A 16,413-nucleotide genomic window follows, 5' to 3' on the forward strand; every position below is an offset into this window, starting at 1 on the left:
CTACTCCGGGACGGGCTCGCCGCGGTACAGCGCTTCGAAGGTGTCGAGTGTGCGACTGATGTCGTGGATCGCGACGGCCTCGAGGGAGGCCTGCTGCATCCGTCGCCGCTCCTCGGGCTCAGCGGTCAGCACATCGGTCAGACGCGCCGCGAGTTCATCGACATCGCCCGGTGTGAAGAGGTATCCGTTCTCGCCGTCATGCACCAGGTGCGGGAGAGCCACCGCGTTGGCAGCGACGATCGGCAGCCCCGAAGCCATCGCCTCCATCGTCGCGATCGACTGGAGCTCGGCGATCGAGGCGATCGCGAAGACCGTCGCCCGCGTGTAGAGCTCTCGAAGCTCCTCTTCCGAGGCATGTCCGTGGAAGGTGACGCGGTCGGCGAGATCCAGCTCGGTAGCAAGTGCTTCCAGGCTCTTGCGCTGGTCGCCACCTCCGACGACGTCGAGCGTCGCTCCCAGCGCGGGATCGAGCTTCGTCATCGCACGCAAAAGCACATCGATCTGCTTCTCGTTGGTCAACCGACCGACGAACAGCACCCGCTTGTCCGGACGGGCCGTCAGGTCAGGGGTGTAGTTGTGCATGTCGATGCCGCAGGAGATGGGGATGACCCCCACGATGCCCGTCGCGCGTTCGAGATAGTCGGCGGCGCGGCGCGTCGGCGTCGTGATCACGCGCGTGAGCTGGAACGTGCGGTTCGCGTCGGCCCACGCCCACCGGATGATCGTGTTGTTCCACGACTTCGGCATCGCCGAGTAGTCGAGGATGTTCTCGGGCATGACGTGGTTTGTCGCGACGACCGGGATCCCCCGATCGTGCGCGATTCGCGTCAGCGCGCGACCGATCACGATGTGTGACTGGATGTGGACGACGTCCGGCTTCACCTCATCCAGCACGATGCGGGCATAGTGCTTGGCGCGCCACGGCCACACGAACCTCAGCCAGTCGTGCGGGTACCAGCGGTACGAGTGGATGCGGTGAACGGTCATCTCCTGACCCTCGATCACCTCGTGGAAGACACCGTGCTGGGCCCACGTCTTGCTCGGGCCATGACGTGAACGTCGTGTCCGCGCGCGACGAGCCCGGCGGCAAGACGCTCGGCGAAGCGCGCAGCGCCATTGACGTCGGGAAAGAACGTGTCGGCACCGATGAGCACGGTGAGGCGGCCGTCGCCACCGGTATGGTCGCCGGTCGGCGAGCCGTCGGACGCGTCGAGGGAAGTCACAGAAGGGCTGCCTTTGCTGAACGGCGGTCGCACCGCGGGATGCGGCGTCATAACTGTACCTGAGCGACCCGAGCGGGCTCGGGAGGCGCTCCATCGAGCCCCGCTGACCGACGCCATGGTCCGTGGGCATACAATTCCGCTGTTCGACACGACGCCCACTCGATGAGGAAGGAGGCCCGGCGTGGACTCCGTTCTCGTCGCCCGCCCACACCTCCTTGAGATCCTCGACATCGCGCCCGGCAGGGTGGTGTTGACCGCACCTGCGGGATACGGCAAGACAGTGCTGCTCGACCAGTGGGATCTCACGCGGGAGCACGAGACGATACGCGTCCGCGGCGCCGATCTCGCCGGGCCCGCCATGGATCGCATCCGTGAGACCCTCCACCCCGAGGCATCCCCCCGACGGCAGTGATCGTCGACGACATCCACGACGGTCCTGCCGAACGCCTCGCGGAGCTTCTCGACATCCCCCTTCTTCCCGATGCACGCCTCGTGCTATCCGGTCGTTCGGTTCCTCCCGACGCGCTCGTGCGCGCCCGCATGCGGCGCACCCTCACCGAGATCGATGCTGTCGCGCTCGCCATGAACGACGCCGAGATCGCGGAAACCCTTCCAGATCTCGATCCCGCGGCTCTCACGTCGCTGCGAGAGCTGACCGCGGGCTGGCCTGCTGGGGTTCGACTTGCGGCGCTGGCCTGGCGGGAGGGCGCGGACCCTCGGGGCTTCGATGGACGAGACCGACTCGTCAGCGACTACCTGCGGCACGATGCACTCGCGGACGCGGATGCCGAGACTCTCGCCGCCCTGCGCGCACTGGCCGGGTTCGAGGTCGTTGACGCCGACCTCGCGCGCGAAGTGGCTGGCATGGATGAGCCGATGTTCACCAGCCTGACGGGCGGGCCCTGGTTCCTCCATCGCGTAGACCGACGTTCCCAGCGGTACGCGTGGGTGCCGCTGGTGCGCCAGTCGCTCGCCCATGACGCCGAGGCGGCGGACCCGACCGCGTTCCGCGCCCGCCTGGCTCGCGGAGCCGACTGGGCCCAGCGCGATCCCGAACGCGCACTCGAGGCGGTCTCCCTCTACATTCGGGCGGGCCAGCCCACCGCGGCCCTGCCGACCCTCCGCGCGGAGCTGATCCCGATGTTCTCCAGCGGCCGACTGTTCGAGCTCGTTGGATTCATCCATGCTCTCGGCACGGAAGACGTCACCAGCCCCAGCCTTGCCACCATGCTCGCCTACGCGGGCGTCATGACCGCTGACGTGTTCTGCGCCAACGAGTGGACCGACGCCGCCGAGACCCTGTGGACGCGCGACGGGTTCTCGGATGCCGATGATGAGGTGGCCTTTCTCACGCTCCGCGCACACCTGAGCCGATCGGGCCTGCGCCAGATGCGCGATGACTCGGATCGTGCTGTGGCGATCGTGTCGAGACAGAGCCTCTGGCGCACCCCGGCGCTCATGCTCGCCGGGATCGCGGCGGCGATGGCGAACGATGACGACGCGATCTCCCTGCTCGACGAAGCCGCCCACGAGGCTCGAAAGGTCGGCGTTCCCCCCGCCGAGATGCTTGCGGTAGCCGAACGCGCGTGCCTCGCCGTCAAGCGCGATGACCCCCGCGCCCCCGCCCTCGTCGACGCAGCGGTTGCACTGGCCGCGGACGAGCAGTGGTCGGTCTATCCGCACTCCGGACTGGCTTTCGCGCTGCGCGCTCAGGTTCGCGCGAAGGCTGGTGATCGCGACGGCGCGCTGGCAGACCTTCGCCGCGCGGCCGGAATGCGGCCGATCGTCGGCCCGACCCTCCCGTGGCTGGGCATTCAGCTTCGTGTGAGTCTGGGGGAAGCTGCCGAGATTCTCGGCGAGGACGAACTCGCGCACGTCGTGCGGTGGGAGGCCGAAGAACTCGCCGGTCGCCTGCGCGACGCCCAGCATCTGCTTCCGGACCGCCCGGTGGCCGAGCCGGCTCGGTACGTGATCACCGCTGCCGAGCGGCGCGTGCTGCCCTACCTGAGTACCCACCTGTCGTACGAAGACATCGGGCGTCGACTGTTCGTCTCCCGCAACACGGTCAAGTCGCACGTGGCGTCGGTGTACCGAAAGCTCGGGGCGCGGTCCCGCACAGAGGCCGTATCGATCGCGACTGGCCTTGGCCTCTTCGACGCCGGCGCCGGTCAGGGCGTTCCCCTCCCCGACCATGTCGGCCTCATCCAGCTCAGTGACCGACCACACCTTTGAGTACCAGGAGACCCACGCCCAACGCCGCTCCGACCAGGGCGCTCCACAGCCGCCCGCTGCGAGATAGCCCCGCGGCGCGGCCCGCAAGGTAGCCGTATGCGAAGAGCACGGCGATGGAGACGAGCAGCGCGATCGTCGCCGCAGCCCCGATGTCAGCCCCCAGCGCGCTCGCGATGATGAGCGCACTGACCGGGAGGAACGACGACGCGGGCACCGGCCACGATCGTCCCGCAATCTGCAGCGCACCTCGGAAGATTCTCTGGCCGCTGCGGATGCCGGACGCCAGTGTCGCCGCGTAGACCCCGGCGAGCCAGTAGACCACGACGGAGCCGACGATGCCGACGCACAGCGCCAGCAACGGTGGCTGCTGACCGGCGGCGGCGGCGATCACCGACCCACTGACGACGAGTCCGATCGCTATCGACGACGCTTCGCGCACCGGCATCGGGCCCGAGGCCTGCGCGGTCTCGGCAGCGTCGTCCAGCTCCACCGTGGCTCCTCTCAGGATTCGATGTGACGGGCGTGAAGCCCCGCGGTCTCCGCGTGGTGGATCGAGGCATCCGCGACCTCACCCGGGCGGCGCACGTCGACATCGATCCGATGAATCGTGCCGGAGAACGGGAACGGCGCGAGGTGCGCGTAGGAGGGGTCGACGACCTCGCCGTTGTCGCGCCCGATGTCGAGGCCCGAGTAGGCGTTGAACATGATCGGCACGGTGCGTTCCATGCGGCCCCCGCCAATGCTCACGCCATTGACCGAGAGGGTGACGGTGCAGGCCGGGGCCATGACCGCGGCATCCGCCTCGACGTCCAGCACGATGGTGACCTCCCCGGTCGGCAGCGCCTCGTCGGCGACGTGCCGGTAGGTCTCGACCCCCATGAACGAGTAGGTATGCCGCAGAAGGCCGTCCTGGACGAAGAGGGCGAAGCCGCCGAGGTGGTCGAAGGCTGCCAGGAGCACACCCTCGGCATCCGCGTCGGAAATGGTCGCCTCGACCGTGATGGAATATGAGCGGTTCAGGATCGGCGGCATGATGCCCGCCGGGATGTTCTGAACGTCGGTGCCCCAGTAGGTCCAGCGGGTCTGGGTCTGCAGCGGCGGCACCATCCCGAAGAATGCCGCCATCCCGCCGAGCATCGGAAGCGCGAGGTTCTTCTCCGCTTCCTGCCACCACAGCTCTGCCAGTTCCGCGACCTTCTCCGGGTGTTCGGTCGCGAGGTCACGGGACTGCGAGAAATCGTCGGGCAGGTAGTAGAGCTGCCATGAGAGCGCATCCGGGTCGAACACGCCCGGCGCGAATCGGCGGATCGTCGCCGGCGTCGCATCCCAGGGGATCCGGGGCAGCATCGAGGCAGCCCACCAGCCGTCGCGGTACATTCCACGGTTCCCGTAGATCTCGAAATACTGCTGCGTGTGCTGCTCGGGTGCCTCAGCAGAGGGGAACGAGTAGGCAAAGCTCGTGCCCGCCATCGGCGCCTGCGGGATGCCGTCCACCGTGTTTGGAACCGGGATCCCCGCGACATCGAGGATCGTCGGGCCGATGTCGTTGACATGCGTGAACTGGGCCCGGACGTCCCCGTCGGCCCTGATCCCGCCGGGCCAGTGCACGACCATGGGGTTGCGCGTGCCGCCGAGGTGGGAAGCGACCTGCTTGCCCCACTGGAATGGCGTGTTTCCCGCCCAGGCCCACGCGGCGGAGCAGTGCGGCGCGCTGTCGGGCCCACCCCAGGCCTCGAGGCCCCCGTGCGCGTCGATCAGACCGAGCTGCTGCTCGGAGGTGAGGGGGATGCCGTTCTGCATCGTCAGCTCGTTGAACGAGCCCGTCAGCGTGCCCTCCATCGAGGCACCGTTGTCGCCCCAGATATAGATCACGAGCGTGTTGTCGAGCTCGCCCATCCGCTCGATCTCGTCGATGAGTCGACCCACGTTGTGGTCGGCGTTGGCTTGGAAGCCCGCGTAGACCTCCATCTGACGCGCGTAGAGGCGACGTTCGGCATCCGTCAGGGACTCCCACGCCGGGAACGCATCGTCGCGGGCGGTCAGCTCGGTACCCTCGGGGATGATCCCGAGTTCGAGCTGCCGCGCGAACGTACGCTCGCGATAGGCATCCCATCCATCGTCGAACATCCCGCGGTACGGCTCGGTCCACTCATCGGGGACGTGGTGCGGTGCGTGTGCCGTGCCCGTCGAGTAGTACATGAGCCACGGCTTGTCGGTCTTGTGCGCGCGAACGCCGTGCAGCCACTCGATCGCCTTGTCGGTCAGTGCCGTGGGCAGGTAGTAGTCGCGGTCGGTCGGACCCCCGTACGCCTGCTCGACCGACTCGTTCTCGTAGATCATCGGGTCGTACTGACCGGACTCTCCTCCCAGGAAGCCCCAGAAGTAGTCGAAGCCCCACCCGCGCGGCCACCGGTCGAAAGGGCCCGCCGCACCCTGGGTGCGGCTCGGGGTGAGGTGCCACTTGCCGATGACAGCAGTCGAGTAGCCGTTGTCGCGCAGGATGCGGGGGAACGGAGCGCAATCGCGCGGGAGTACTCCGGAGTAGCCCGGGAAGGGACCGGGTAGCTCACCGACGGTGCCGAAGCCGACGCGGTGATGGTTGCGCCCCGTCAGCAAGGCCGCGCGCGTCGGCGAGCAGAGGGCCGCGGTGTGCAGCCCCGTGTAGGTCAGGCCGTCCTGAGCGAGCCTGTCAAGCGTGGGCGTCTGGATCGGCCCCCGAACGTGGATGCCTGGCCGAACCCGGCGTCGTCGATGAGGATCAGCAGGACGTTGGGTGCGCCTTCGGGCGCCTCGACCTCTGCCGTGATCGCCCAGTCGGGTGTGGACTCGGCGACGGTGCGCCCTGCGACGCCGCCGAAGCTCTGCTCGGGGATCGGAAGGTGGGAACGGTCGGGTGTCGCAGCGCTCATAGCTCTCTCCCTGTCGGGTCAGGTGTGCGGTCGATTCGAGTCACGGGGTCACATCCTCAGAGTCGGACGGTACGGGCGTCTTGGCGTACGAAGACGACTTCGCGCACGATGAGGGTGATCGCGGCCACCACCGGGACTGCGACCAGAGCCCCGAGAAGGCCCAGGAGAGCGGCGCCGACCATCGCCCCGATGAGAACCAGGATGCCGGGGACGGCGATCGACTTGCCCATGAGGCGCGGCGTGAGGACGTATGACTCGACTTGCATGTAGACGAGGTACAGGACCGCGAAGATCAGCGCCGCGACGGGATCGGTGAACAGCGCCACGACAGAGCCGACAACCCAGAACAGGACCGATCCGACGACGGGGATCAGCGTCAGGAAGAACGCGATCACTCCCATGAGGGCGGGGAACGGGAGCCGGAGCACGACGTGCAAGAGCATCACCAGGGTCGCGTTGAGCGCCCCGAGCACAGCCATGGTCATCACGAATCCACCCATGGAGCCGGTGATCGTCTCGGTGAGACGGATGACGGTGGACCGCCCGTAGGCAGGCGTGAAGCGGTAGAAGGCTGACTTCATCCCCTCGATCGACGCAAGCATGTAGAGGGTCAGCGCAACGATGACGATCGTGCTGGAGATGCCCCCGATCACCCCGAAGCCTGTCGCCACCACGCCGCCGGTCAGTGCGAGCAGGCGTTCTGGGTCGCTGAAGAACTGCGCAACCCCCTCGGCGACAGCGTCGGGGTTGGCGCCCAGCGCGTCCATCGCGGTGACGAACCAGTCCTGGGAGGCGAGGGCCGCCATCGCGGCGGGCACGGCCTGCACGAACTCCACGAGCTGCTGGATGACCCGCGGCACGATGAGCCAGATGACGAGAGCGACAACCACCGCGAACGCGGTGAACACGATCGCGATGCCCCAGCCGCGTGCGATCCCGGCGCGCTCGATGCGGGACACCAGCGGGTCGAGCCCGAGCGCCAAGAACAGAGCCAGCACGATCGAGAGAATGACCGTCGAGACGCCCACGAGCGCCGTGGCCAGGGCAACGGCGATCAGCACGCCGATGGCGAGGGCGAAGCCCAGCGTCAGGGGGCTGGTCAGGGACGCGCGCGTGCGTTGCGGCGGTTGCTCCTCGGGTGTCACCCGTACTCCTTCATGGCAGCGTCCGGTCGACCGGACGAGCCAAGAATGGCGCGGGCACGGTGCTGGCGACATCACCCCATCCGGGTGAAGTTGGCTCCTGCCCCCGCCGAGAACGGGGCTGCGGCGCATTTCTGGGTGCCCGCGCGCTTCGCCACGGGCTACCGGGGCCTTATGGTGATCCCGGACCACTCACTCACGACGACGCAGAACGGATGCGTCGACGGCACCCCGGGAGAGAAGCATGGGAGACGCGATCGGCGCGGTGCTTCCGTTCGCCGTGGGTATCGCCATCAGCCCGGTCCCCGTCATCGCCGCGATCCTTCTGCTGCTCTCCCCCGGGCCCGCACGGCGGGCGCCGGTTTCGCGGTGGGCTGGGTACTCGGCATCCTCACCCTTGTCGTGCTCTTTCTCGTGGTGGCAGCCGTCATCCCCACCCCGGTCGTCGGGGGAACCCGTCCCGTCCAGGGAATCATCCACATCGTGATCGGGGTCCTGCTGGTGGCTTTCGCGGCTCGCCAGTTCCGTTCGCACGCGCGGGCGCGAGGCGCGAGTGCCGGACTTCCGTCGTGGATGCGTGCGGTCGACCGTCTGGGATTCTGGGACGCCCTTGGCCTCGGGGTACTGCTGGCCGCCGTAAACCCGAAGAATCTCCTGCTCGGTGCGGCAGCGGGGATCGCCCTGGGCACCTCCGGCGTGCGTGTCGGCGACGCGGTGGTCGTCATCACGGTGTACGTCCTCGTGGCAGCCTCGACGATCCTCGTCCCCATCGTCGGCGTCCTCATCGCCGGTGACCGGGCGCACCAGCCCCTCCACGCGCTGCGTACGTGGCTCGAACGCGAGAATGCCGTCATCATGGGGTTTGTCCTGCTCATTCTTGGGGTCGTCGTGCTATCCAAGGGCATCGCCTTTTTTTGACTTGTTCCTCCGCCTCTGTCACATCCACCCGAAAGGACCCACCATGACTGAGTTCCGCTACGGACCGGTCGAGCTGTACCTCGTCGGTTTCGACGGCGACCGCCCGAGCCCTGACACCATCGCCGCCCTCGCGGAACTCCTGGAAGGCGGCCTCGTCCGTCTCCTCGACTTCGTGATCGTGTCGAAGTCGGAGTCGGGAGATGTCGAGGTCATCGAGATCGAGGACCAGACCGAGGAGTACGGCTTCGGCGACATCGAGCTTGCCGAAATCGGCATCACCGGCGACGAGGACATCGCCGAGCTCGTCGAGCTCGTCGAGCCGGGTTCGTCTGCGGCGATCGTCGCTCTCGAGCTCCTCTACGCTCGCCGCCTCGCCGACCGACTCGCCGCCTCGGGCGGTGTCGTTCTGAGCGCCGAGCGCATCCCTGCCCCCATTGTCAACGCCGTCATGGACCTGGCCGAACAGGCCTGAGAAAGAGGAGACCCACCATGATCAGACGAGTCGGCCGTCCCGGCCTCATCGGCCTCGCCGCACGCACCGCCGTCGTTGCGGGCACCGCCACTGCGGTGTCGGGCGCGATGTCGAGCAACCAGCAGAAGAAGGCACAGGCCCAGTACGAGCAGGAGCAGTACCAGGCGGCTCAGCAGCAGGCTGCGATGCAGCAGGCTGCCCAGCAGGCTGTCGCCGCTCAGGCTGCTGCAGCTCCCCCGGCGCCCGCGGCTCCCGCCGTCGATGTCGTCGCGGAACTGCAGAAGCTCGCGGCACTCAAGGACGCAGGAGTGCTCTCCGACGACGAGTTCGCCGCAGCGAAGGCCAAGCTTCTCGCCTGAGCTCAGTCCGAAGGGTCGCCGGCGGAGTCTGAGGACTCGGTCGGCGGCCCGTCGTCTGTATGGGCGGCATCATCGCCGCTGGGGGCTTCTTCGGGTTCCCTGACCGGCGCAGCATCTCGGTCACCGCTGAGCCACCGCAGCACGCGCGCATCAGGATCCGCCTCGAGGATCAACGCCCGCACGAGCAGGGTGAGCGGGATCGAGAGGATGGCGCCGAGGGGACCGATCACGAAGGTCCAGAAGATGACCGAGAAGAAGCTGAGCGTGAGGCTCAAGCTCACGGCATCCGCGACGAACTTGGGCTGGACGAGCACCTGCAGCACGACATTCACGACGCTGTAGATCGCGATCACGGCAAGAAAGAGCGGCCAGCCTCCCACAACCAGGGCCAGCACGGCGGGAGGAATGAGGCCGAGGACGAACCCGATGTTGGGGATGAAGTTGGTGACGAATGCCAGGATCGCCCACACCACCGGCGCCGGCACCCCGATCGCCGCGAGGGCGATGCCGTCGATGACGGCAACGATGGCGCCGAAGATGGCGTTGACGATGTAATAGCGACGGGTTCCCACCGTGAAGGTGCGCACCCTCGCGAGCGTGCCGTCGACGGAGGCGCCGAAGACGGTGCGCAGCCGGTTGTAGCGCGCAGCGTCGGCGGCCATGAAGATGACGTAGGCGAGCACGAAGAAGAGCCCGATCGCGACCCCGACCACCATGCCCGACACCGAGGTTGCCACGCCCAGCAAGCGCGAGGGCTCGAGGAAGGATGCCACGGTGTCGGCGGCCCGCCCGTCCCAGCCCATGTCAGCGAGCCACTGCTCGATTCCGTCGACGGTCGCTCGGAGCTGCGCGAGATAGTCGACGACCAGGCGCGCGAACTGGGTTCCCGCGAACCACAGAAGCAGCGCCATCGTGGTGAGGATCACGTACGCGAGCAGGATGACGGCTGTCGTGGCCGTCCACATGGGCCAGCCGCGCCGGCGCAGCAGACCCTGCAACGGATGGCAGATGATCACGATGACCGCCGCGAGAGCGAGCGGACCGACGATCTCCCGAGCCCAGGAGAGGCCCACGAGCACGACGACCGCCGCCGCCAGGCCGACCAGCACTCGCAGCATCGGGGACGGGGCCGACGGGGCTGCGGACGGCGGGGTGGAACTCACGGCGCCAGGCTACCGCGCCGATCCTCGGAACCGGCCGTCACGCGGAGGGGTGCGGGGGTTCCGCCTCTTTGTGCCGAGGCAGCACCTTCTCGGCATCCTTCGGCAGCGCCTTGGCCACGGTCTCCAGCTGACGGGCGAGGCTCCGCACCTGCCCTCGCGTGGCAGCCTCCTGATCATCGTTTCCTGCGAGGGTCGCCGCACGCTCCACGAACCACGACGCCGTGGTGGCAGTGACCACCCCGACGACGCCGATGCCCACGGACATCAGGACCACGGCGACGATCCGCCCCCACGCGGTGATCGGATACAGGTCGCCGTAGCCGACAGTTGTGACAGTGACGAAGGCCCACCAGATGGCGTCGCCGAAGTTGAGGATGTTCGCGCCGGGCGCGGGGCGCTCGACGTCCAAGACCGCCAACGAGCAGATCCAGATGAGGATGGCGACGGTGCCGCCCGCAAGGATCGCGGCCTGTGTGCGGAGCTGATCGCCCTTGGACATCTTCTGGATCTCGGTGATCGCGCGAACCAGACGCAGAGGTTTGAGAACCGGCAGGACCACCACGGCAAGATCGAAGAGGTGTCCCCGAAACCAGGGACCCTTCTTGGGGGCCAGGCCCAACCGAACGAGGTAGTCGATGGCGAAGACCACCCAGGTCGCTGCCATGACGGTGCGCATGCCGGCATACTCGGGGCCCTGGAGATTGGCGATCACCTGCCACGAGTAGGCGACGATGAATGCGAGGGATGCGACGACCAGCGGCCAGTAGGTCAGTCTTTGCCAGCGTTCTTCGGTCATGGTCCGAGAGTAGTGAGGCTCACGGCATGGTCCGGGGTGGACGAGCCGCAAGTCCGGCGGCGCCACCGGAGCAGAACCACGCCAACGGGGCGCGGATGCCGCGGGACGCCGCCGGACGGAGCTCAGGCGAGGGCCTTCGCCTTGATCTTCTCGAACTCTTCCGCCGTGATCGTGCCGGCCTCGCGCAGCTGCGCGGCCTTGGCGATCTCGTCGGTCGTGCTCGTGCCGGCCGTTGCCCGGATGTAGTCGTCGGTCTCCCGCCGCGCAGCCTCGGCCTGCGCGATGCCTCGCTGAGCCATCCCCTTCCCGCGGGCGATCAGATAGATCAGCGCAGTGAGGATGGGCACGAAGATGAGGAAGATGATCCAGACAGCCTTGGCCCAGCCGCCCAGATTCTGGTCGCGTACGAGGTCGGCGAGGATCGAGAAGAGCAGGAACAGATAGGCGACGAACACGTACGCCCACAGCATCCAGATGATGAATTCCCAAAAGTTCATCGGGTGGGGTCCTTCCATGGTCGGCGCGACGATCGCGCCCGAACAACCTTCGGGCCGGCGGGCGGGGGACACATCACCCTTCTCGGGTGAATCGCGCAGGGGCGCCCGCTCATAAACTCTCGCGACGTGACCATCAGACCCCTCGCCGGCCTCACCGCCCGCTCCGTCGGCCGAGACCTCCTCGCGGGAGTGACCCTGCTCGCGATCGCCGTGCCGCTGAACATCGGGTACGCCCAGATCGCGGGGCTGCCGCCGACCGCCGGACTCTACGCGCTGATAGTGCCGACGATCATCTTCGTCGCAGTCACCTCATCGCGTCACGTCGTCGCGTCCCCGGATGCCGCGGCTGCGGCTCTGGTGGCGTCGTCGGTCGGAGGGCTGGCGGTCGCCGGCTCCGATCAGTACCTGGTCATGGCGATGGCGCAGGCAATCATCTCGGGTATCGCCTTCGTCGTGATGGCGGTCTTCCGGCTCGGGTTCCTCGCGAACTTCCTCTCGGCGCCGATCCTCGTCGGCTTCGTCGCGGGGCTTGCCCTCGACATCCTGGTCTCACAGATCGCGAAGATGCTGGGGGTTCCGATCGAATCCGGGTCAGAGTTCCTCGAAAAGCTCGGGCAGCTGGCCACGGGGCTTCCCCAGACAAACGTCTGGGCCCTGTGCATCTCGGTGGGCTCCCTGATGATCCTGCTGGTGGGCAGGCGCTGGGTCCGCGTCGCCCCCTGGGCGCTCGTCGTGATCGTGGTGTCGACAGCCGTCGTCGCGATCACCGGCGCCGACCAGGCCGGGGTCGATGTGCTCGGGGAGGTGACCGGCGGCATGCCCAGCGTGACGTGGCCGATCCTGGACTGGGGAACCTGGATCGCTCTGGTCCCGTCGGCGCTCGCCCTCACACTGGTCACCGTCGCCGAAGGCCTGCTGCTGTCGCGCTCGTACGGTGAGCGGCACCGGTATCGCACAGAGCCCAATCGCGATCTCCTCGCCTTCGGTCTCACGAACATCGCGGCGGGCGCGAGCGGGAGCTTCGCCATCGGTTCGTCGACCTCGCGCAGCGCCGCGATGGAGCAAGCCGGAGCCCGATCGCAGCTACCGTCGATCGTCACGGCGGCCGGCACTCTCCTGTTGCTGCTGTTCGGCACTTCTGCCCTCGCGCTGATCCCCTCTCCTGCTATCGGCGCGGTCGTCGCCGTCGCCATCCTGCCGCTGCTGGGGATTCGTGAGCTGACCAGGCTCTGGCGCGTCGAGCGCGGCGAGTTCGTCGTCGCCGCCGTCTGCTTCGCCGTCACGCTCCTGGTCGGCACGATCGCCGGGATCGCCGTGGCGTTCGTGCTTGCCCTCATCACTGTGACGCGGCGCGCAGCCGCGGCCCCGGTGGACGTCCTCGCCGCGGGTGAGGACGGCGGGGCGATCCTGGAGACTGCCGGGCCGGGCACACTGACAGCTCCCGGCGTGCTGATCCTTCGGCTCTCGGCGCCGCTGTTCTTCGCGAACGCGGCAAGCTTCGTCGGCGCGGTCAAGGCAAGCGTCGAGGCCGCCGATGCTCCCGTGCACCACGTGGTGATCGACCTCGAGTCGGTCACGGATGCCGATGTGACGGCTGCCGAGGCGCTGACGGGTCTACGGGGCTGGTTGACCGAGCGCGGCATCCGCCTCGCCTTCAGCCGACCGAGAGAGCACCTCCTGCCGCGTCTGGGCCGGCTCGGGATCATCGCGGGTGAGCTCGTGTTCGCGACCAATCGCGAGGCCGCTGACTCCCTCTCGGCCGCGGGCCCGTCGGAGGGGCCGAGCGCGACCACCCCGGACGCGTCGTCGCCCGCGGGCGAGACCTCCCCCTAGGGTGAGCGTCATGGATTCCCCTCCGAACCCGTGGGCCTTCGCGAGCAGTTCTCGCACGCTCATTGCACTGTCGATTCCCGCCGCTCTCATCGGCATCCTGTCAGGTGTCATGCTGTGGGCGCTCGACGAGGTCGCGCACGTGGGCGCGTACTGGGTGTGGGATGCGCTGCCGGCGTCGGTCGGCGCGAGCGGCGATTCACCGTGGTGGATCTTCGGCGTCCTCGCGCTCACCGGTTTCCTGGTCGGCGTGGTCGTGTGGAAGATGCCCGGTCACGGCGGGCAGGACTCTGCGACAGTCGAGCTCATCGCACCGCCGCAGCCGGCGCGCGTCGTCCCGAGCATCGTGGTCGCCGTCCTCCTGACCCTCATCGGTGGCGTGAGCCTCGGACCCGAGAGCCCGATCATTGCGATCAACACGGCCCTGGCGGTGTGGATCGTCACCCGCCTGTGGCCCGCGATTCCGGTGCAACTCGTCGTCATCCTCACCGCCGCCGGCACGATCGGCGCCCTGTTCGGCACGCCCGTCGCTGCGGCGCTCGTGTTCACCGGCGCCCTCGCCTCTGGCGGCGGTGCGCTGTGGGACAAGCTGTTCCTACCCCTCGTCTCCGCTGCCACTGGAACGGTCACGGCACTCGTTCTGGGCGGCGGACTGGGCGCGATCGGCAGCATCGCTCCCTACACCGACCCCCGGGCGATCGATCTTGTCTCGGCCTCCGTGATCGCCGCTGTCGGCGCCGCTGTCGCCCTGGTCGGGATCATCGCGTTCAAGGCCCTGCATCCGTTCCTGCGTCGGCGGATGCCGAATCCGCTCCTCCTGAGCCTCGCTGGTGGTCTGATTCTCGGTGGCCTCGGGGCGCTCGGGGGTCCGCTCACGCTCTTCAAGGGGCTTGAGCAAAGCGCTCAACTGGTCGCCCTCAACGGCTCGATCGGGTGGGCGACCCTCCTGGCCATCGTCGGAATCAAACTTGCGGCGCTCGTCGTTGCGGCATCCTTCGGCTTCCGCGGCGGCCGGGTCTTTCCCGCCATCTTCCTCGGCGTCGCCTTCGGGATGGTCGCACACGCCCTCGTCCCCTCGATCCCCTTCGGACTGGCGCTGGCCGGCGGCGTCCTCGGCTTCACCCTCGCGATCGCGCGCGATGGCTGGATCGCGCTGTTCGTCGCCGTCGCGATGGTCGGCGATATCGGCATCCTCCCGATCATGTGCGTCGCGATCTTGCCGACCTGGCTCGTGGTCGCGCGGGCACCGGAGATGATCATTGAGGATCACCAGCCGGCTGCGGTCACGACGTCCTGACGTCGGTCTCCAGCGCGGCCGCGTTGCGGATGAACAGGATGATCCACGAGAAGACCAGGATGCCTGCCACGAGTTCGACGGCAGTGAGGGTGTAGTACTGGACCGCGAAGAACACCGCGAGTACGACGATGACCGCGATGAACAGCCAGCCAAGCGCGACGAAGGGCCGCGCGATCCCGGGGATCCAGGCAGGCAACCGGATGACGAGAACCCCGAACACGACAGCCATCCCGGAGGCGAAGCCGGTGTGCACCCAGAAGAAGTCGTTGACGGGGAACAGCCCGACGCACGCGAGAAAGACGCCGACGAGGATGAGGCACAGGCGAACCCACCGGATGCCGTGGGCGTGTGAGGTGGGGATTCCTCGGGTGGTGTAGCGCGCGAGGGTCGTGACGATGAATCCCGCGACGATGAGGGTCAGGTTGAACGTCATCGCCGACACATCGTTCGTCATCCCGAGCGCGGACAGGTTGTCTTTCCACCAGTAGGGGTCGCTCGCGGTGAGCATCGCTGCCAGCACCCCCTCCGCGAGGAACACGGCCAGGACGACCGCGAGCAACGGCAGGTCCATGTGCGTCGCCGAGTAGAAGACGATGTAGGCGGTCATCGCCGCCGCTGTGCCCGAGAGCGCCAGCAACGGCAGGGCGAAGACTTCGGCACCGATGAAGGCGTCCTCGAGGATGACAGCGAGCAGGGTCCACGAAAGCAGCGCGATGATCCCGTGGGCAAAGGCGAGCGCGGCGACGTCGAGATAGTCCAGGACCCTCGGAGTCGGTCCTCCCTCACGGCGGTGCATGACGTAGCGCCCGACGGCGAAGGCGAGGATTCCGGCAACAGCAGAGGCAATGGCCGAGAACTCGCCAAGCGAGCCCGGGCCCGAGATCGGAGCGCCCTCGAAGCGGAAGACGGCGAGCGCAACGAGCACGATGACAACGAAGGCGACCGTCCCGACGCCCAGGCCCAGGGACTCGAGCGTTCGCTCCTCGGCGGGTCCCGAACTCTCGGCAGCGACGAGTCGGTGAGCGCGGCGGGTGTCGGCGGGAGCCGGTGTGGTCTCGGTCACGGCATGAGAGTAGCGCAGCGCCGTCAGCGGATCAGTCGTCGTCCTCGGTGGTGTCGGATGCCGGTGGCAGGGCATGACGGGGGCGCCACAGCACGATCTCCGTAGCGCGGCGGACCCGGCGTCCGTGCCGAAGGGTGATGACCGACCCGCCCGGTCCCGCCGCGAAAACGCGCGCTCCGGGTCGGTTCGCCAGCTCGGCTTCGACCCGCGCTTCGAGGTCGCGAACCCGTGTGTGCAGCTCGCGAACGCGGTTCTCGAGCTCCAGGATGCGGGCGATGCCAGGAAGGCTCATTCCCTCCCCAGACAGCCGCGCGATCTCGCGAAGCTGGTCGACGTGGCGCAACGAGTACCGGCGCGACCCGCCCTGTGTGCGCGCCGGCACGACCAGGCCCAGCCGGTCGTATTGGCGCAGGGTCTGCGGATGCATGCCGGCGAGCTCGGCGGCTGCCGCGATCGCCAGGATCGGGGCCTCGTCGTCGATCTCGTGTTCAGGCATCCGGGTGTCCTTGATC

The 16,413-nt window shown here is 68.0% G+C and carries 16 protein-coding genes and 1 pseudogene; 7 read left to right on the forward strand and 10 right to left on the reverse strand.

Annotated features, from left to right (window positions below):
• A pseudogene (locus tag IT882_RS15000) lies at window positions 1–1,274 on the reverse strand (glycosyltransferase).
• Between the two features lie 130 nt (window positions 1,275–1,404).
• Between IT882_RS15000 and IT882_RS15005 the strand changes: the two are divergent.
• Together IT882_RS15005 and IT882_RS17205 are read left to right on the forward strand one after the other, a co-directional pair.
• A complete protein-coding gene (locus IT882_RS15005) occupies window positions 1,405–1,635 on the forward strand; it encodes a hypothetical protein (RefSeq protein WP_195692509.1) in 231 nt (76 codons plus the stop codon).
• Window positions 1,632–3,455: a helix-turn-helix transcriptional regulator gene (locus IT882_RS17205; RefSeq protein ID WP_324253895.1), complete on the forward strand. Its 1,824-nt coding sequence runs from the start codon at window positions 1,632–1,634 to the stop codon at window positions 3,453–3,455. Before IT882_RS15005 ends, IT882_RS17205 begins: the two co-directional genes overlap by 4 nt.
• Here IT882_RS17205 and IT882_RS15015 read toward each other — a convergent pair.
• From IT882_RS15015 to IT882_RS15025, 4 genes are read right to left on the reverse strand one after another with little or no spacing between them, the layout of a single operon-like run.
• Window positions 3,433–3,945 (reverse strand): hypothetical protein, encoded by a 513-nt coding sequence (locus IT882_RS15015; protein WP_195692510.1) that lies wholly within the window; start codon window positions 3,943–3,945, stop codon window positions 3,433–3,435. The two genes, IT882_RS17205 and IT882_RS15015, sit on opposite strands and share 23 nt — an antisense overlap.
• 11 nt (window positions 3,946–3,956) lie before the next feature.
• Complete coding sequence (locus tag IT882_RS15020) at window positions 3,957–6,182, reverse strand: arylsulfatase (RefSeq protein ID WP_324253950.1); 2,226 nt, start codon at window positions 6,180–6,182, stop codon at window positions 3,957–3,959.
• A complete protein-coding gene (locus tag IT882_RS16765) occupies window positions 6,122–6,364 on the reverse strand; it encodes a hypothetical protein (protein ID WP_229382174.1) in 243 nt (80 codons plus the stop codon). The genes IT882_RS15020 and IT882_RS16765 overlap by 61 nt, the downstream gene beginning before the upstream one ends.
• 56 nt (window positions 6,365–6,420) lie before the next feature.
• The gene (locus IT882_RS15025) at window positions 6,421–7,509 is read right to left on the reverse strand and encodes an AI-2E family transporter (RefSeq protein WP_195692511.1); all 1,089 of its coding nucleotides are present in this window, start codon (window positions 7,507–7,509) and stop codon (window positions 6,421–6,423) included.
• Window positions 7,510–7,875: 366 nt separating this feature from the next.
• Here IT882_RS15025 and IT882_RS15030 point away from each other — a divergent pair, with 366 nt between their 5' ends.
• From IT882_RS15030 to IT882_RS15040, 3 genes are read left to right on the forward strand one after another with little or no spacing between them, the layout of a single operon-like run.
• The gene (locus tag IT882_RS15030) at window positions 7,876–8,424 is read left to right on the forward strand and encodes a GAP family protein (protein WP_229382175.1); all 549 of its coding nucleotides are present in this window, start codon (window positions 7,876–7,878) and stop codon (window positions 8,422–8,424) included.
• A 43-nt stretch (window positions 8,425–8,467) separates the two neighbouring features.
• Complete coding sequence (locus tag IT882_RS15035; RefSeq protein ID WP_195692512.1) at window positions 8,468–8,896, forward strand: DUF6325 family protein; 429 nt, start codon at window positions 8,468–8,470, stop codon at window positions 8,894–8,896.
• A gap of 17 nt (window positions 8,897–8,913) precedes the next feature.
• Window positions 8,914–9,255 carry an SHOCT domain-containing protein gene (locus IT882_RS15040; protein WP_195692513.1) on the forward strand — a complete coding sequence of 114 codons (342 nt, stop codon included), beginning with the start codon at window positions 8,914–8,916 and terminating at the stop codon, window positions 9,253–9,255.
• 2 nt (window positions 9,256–9,257) lie between these two features.
• Here IT882_RS15040 and IT882_RS15045 read toward each other — a convergent pair whose 3' ends face one another.
• From IT882_RS15045 to IT882_RS15055, 3 genes are all read right to left on the reverse strand, one after another.
• Window positions 9,258–10,418, reverse strand: a complete 1,161-nt coding sequence (locus IT882_RS15045; RefSeq protein WP_229382176.1) for an AI-2E family transporter — start codon at window positions 10,416–10,418, stop codon at window positions 9,258–9,260.
• Window positions 10,419–10,455: 37 nt separating this feature from the next.
• Window positions 10,456–11,214, reverse strand: a complete 759-nt coding sequence (locus tag IT882_RS15050; protein ID WP_195692514.1) for a potassium channel family protein — start codon at window positions 11,212–11,214, stop codon at window positions 10,456–10,458.
• Window positions 11,215–11,336: 122 nt separating this feature from the next.
• A complete protein-coding gene (locus tag IT882_RS15055) occupies window positions 11,337–11,711 on the reverse strand; it encodes an SHOCT domain-containing protein (protein ID WP_195692515.1) in 375 nt (124 codons plus the stop codon).
• Window positions 11,712–11,837: 126 nt separating this feature from the next.
• Between IT882_RS15055 and IT882_RS15060 the strand changes: the two genes are divergently transcribed.
• Together IT882_RS15060 and IT882_RS15065 are read left to right on the forward strand one after the other, a co-directional pair.
• The gene (locus tag IT882_RS15060) at window positions 11,838–13,544 is read left to right on the forward strand and encodes a SulP family inorganic anion transporter (RefSeq protein ID WP_229382177.1); all 1,707 of its coding nucleotides are present in this window, start codon (window positions 11,838–11,840) and stop codon (window positions 13,542–13,544) included.
• Window positions 13,545–13,554: 10 nt separating this feature from the next.
• The gene (locus tag IT882_RS15065; RefSeq protein WP_195692516.1) at window positions 13,555–14,838 is read left to right on the forward strand and encodes an ion channel protein; all 1,284 of its coding nucleotides are present in this window, start codon (window positions 13,555–13,557) and stop codon (window positions 14,836–14,838) included.
• Here the strand turns inward: IT882_RS15065 and IT882_RS15070 are convergent.
• Both IT882_RS15070 and IT882_RS15075 read right to left on the reverse strand, forming a co-directional pair.
• On the reverse strand, window positions 14,825–15,901 hold the full coding sequence (locus IT882_RS15070) for a DUF998 domain-containing protein (protein WP_195692517.1): 1,077 nt from the start codon (window positions 15,899–15,901) through the stop codon (window positions 14,825–14,827). The two genes, IT882_RS15065 and IT882_RS15070, sit on opposite strands and share 14 nt — an antisense overlap.
• Before the next feature lie 31 nt (window positions 15,902–15,932).
• Window positions 15,933–16,397: a heat shock protein transcriptional repressor HspR gene (locus IT882_RS15075; protein WP_195692518.1), complete on the reverse strand. Its 465-nt coding sequence runs from the start codon at window positions 16,395–16,397 to the stop codon at window positions 15,933–15,935.
• Between the last annotated feature and the right edge of the window lie 16 nt (window positions 16,398–16,413).

This window comes from Microbacterium schleiferi, assembly GCF_015565955.1.
Classification (GTDB): domain Bacteria; phylum Actinomycetota; class Actinomycetes; order Actinomycetales; family Microbacteriaceae; genus Microbacterium; species Microbacterium schleiferi_A.

Coding starts and splice junctions, on each gene's coding strand:
- IT882_RS16765 (WP_229382174.1), bottom strand. CDS start 6,364: ATGAGCGCTGCGACACCCGACCGTTCCCACCTTCCGATCCCCGAGCAG.
- IT882_RS15035 (WP_195692512.1), top strand. CDS start 8,468: ATGACTGAGTTCCGCTACGGACCGGTCGAGCTGTACCTCGTCGGTTTC.
- IT882_RS15040 (WP_195692513.1), top strand. CDS start 8,914: ATGATCAGACGAGTCGGCCGTCCCGGCCTCATCGGCCTCGCCGCACGC.
- IT882_RS15050 (WP_195692514.1), bottom strand. CDS start 11,214: ATGACCGAAGAACGCTGGCAAAGACTGACCTACTGGCCGCTGGTCGTC.
- IT882_RS15055 (WP_195692515.1), bottom strand. CDS start 11,711: ATGAACTTTTGGGAATTCATCATCTGGATGCTGTGGGCGTACGTGTTC.
- IT882_RS15065 (WP_195692516.1), top strand. CDS start 13,555: ATGGATTCCCCTCCGAACCCGTGGGCCTTCGCGAGCAGTTCTCGCACG.
- IT882_RS15075 (WP_195692518.1), bottom strand. CDS start 16,397: ATGCCTGAACACGAGATCGACGACGAGGCCCCGATCCTGGCGATCGCG.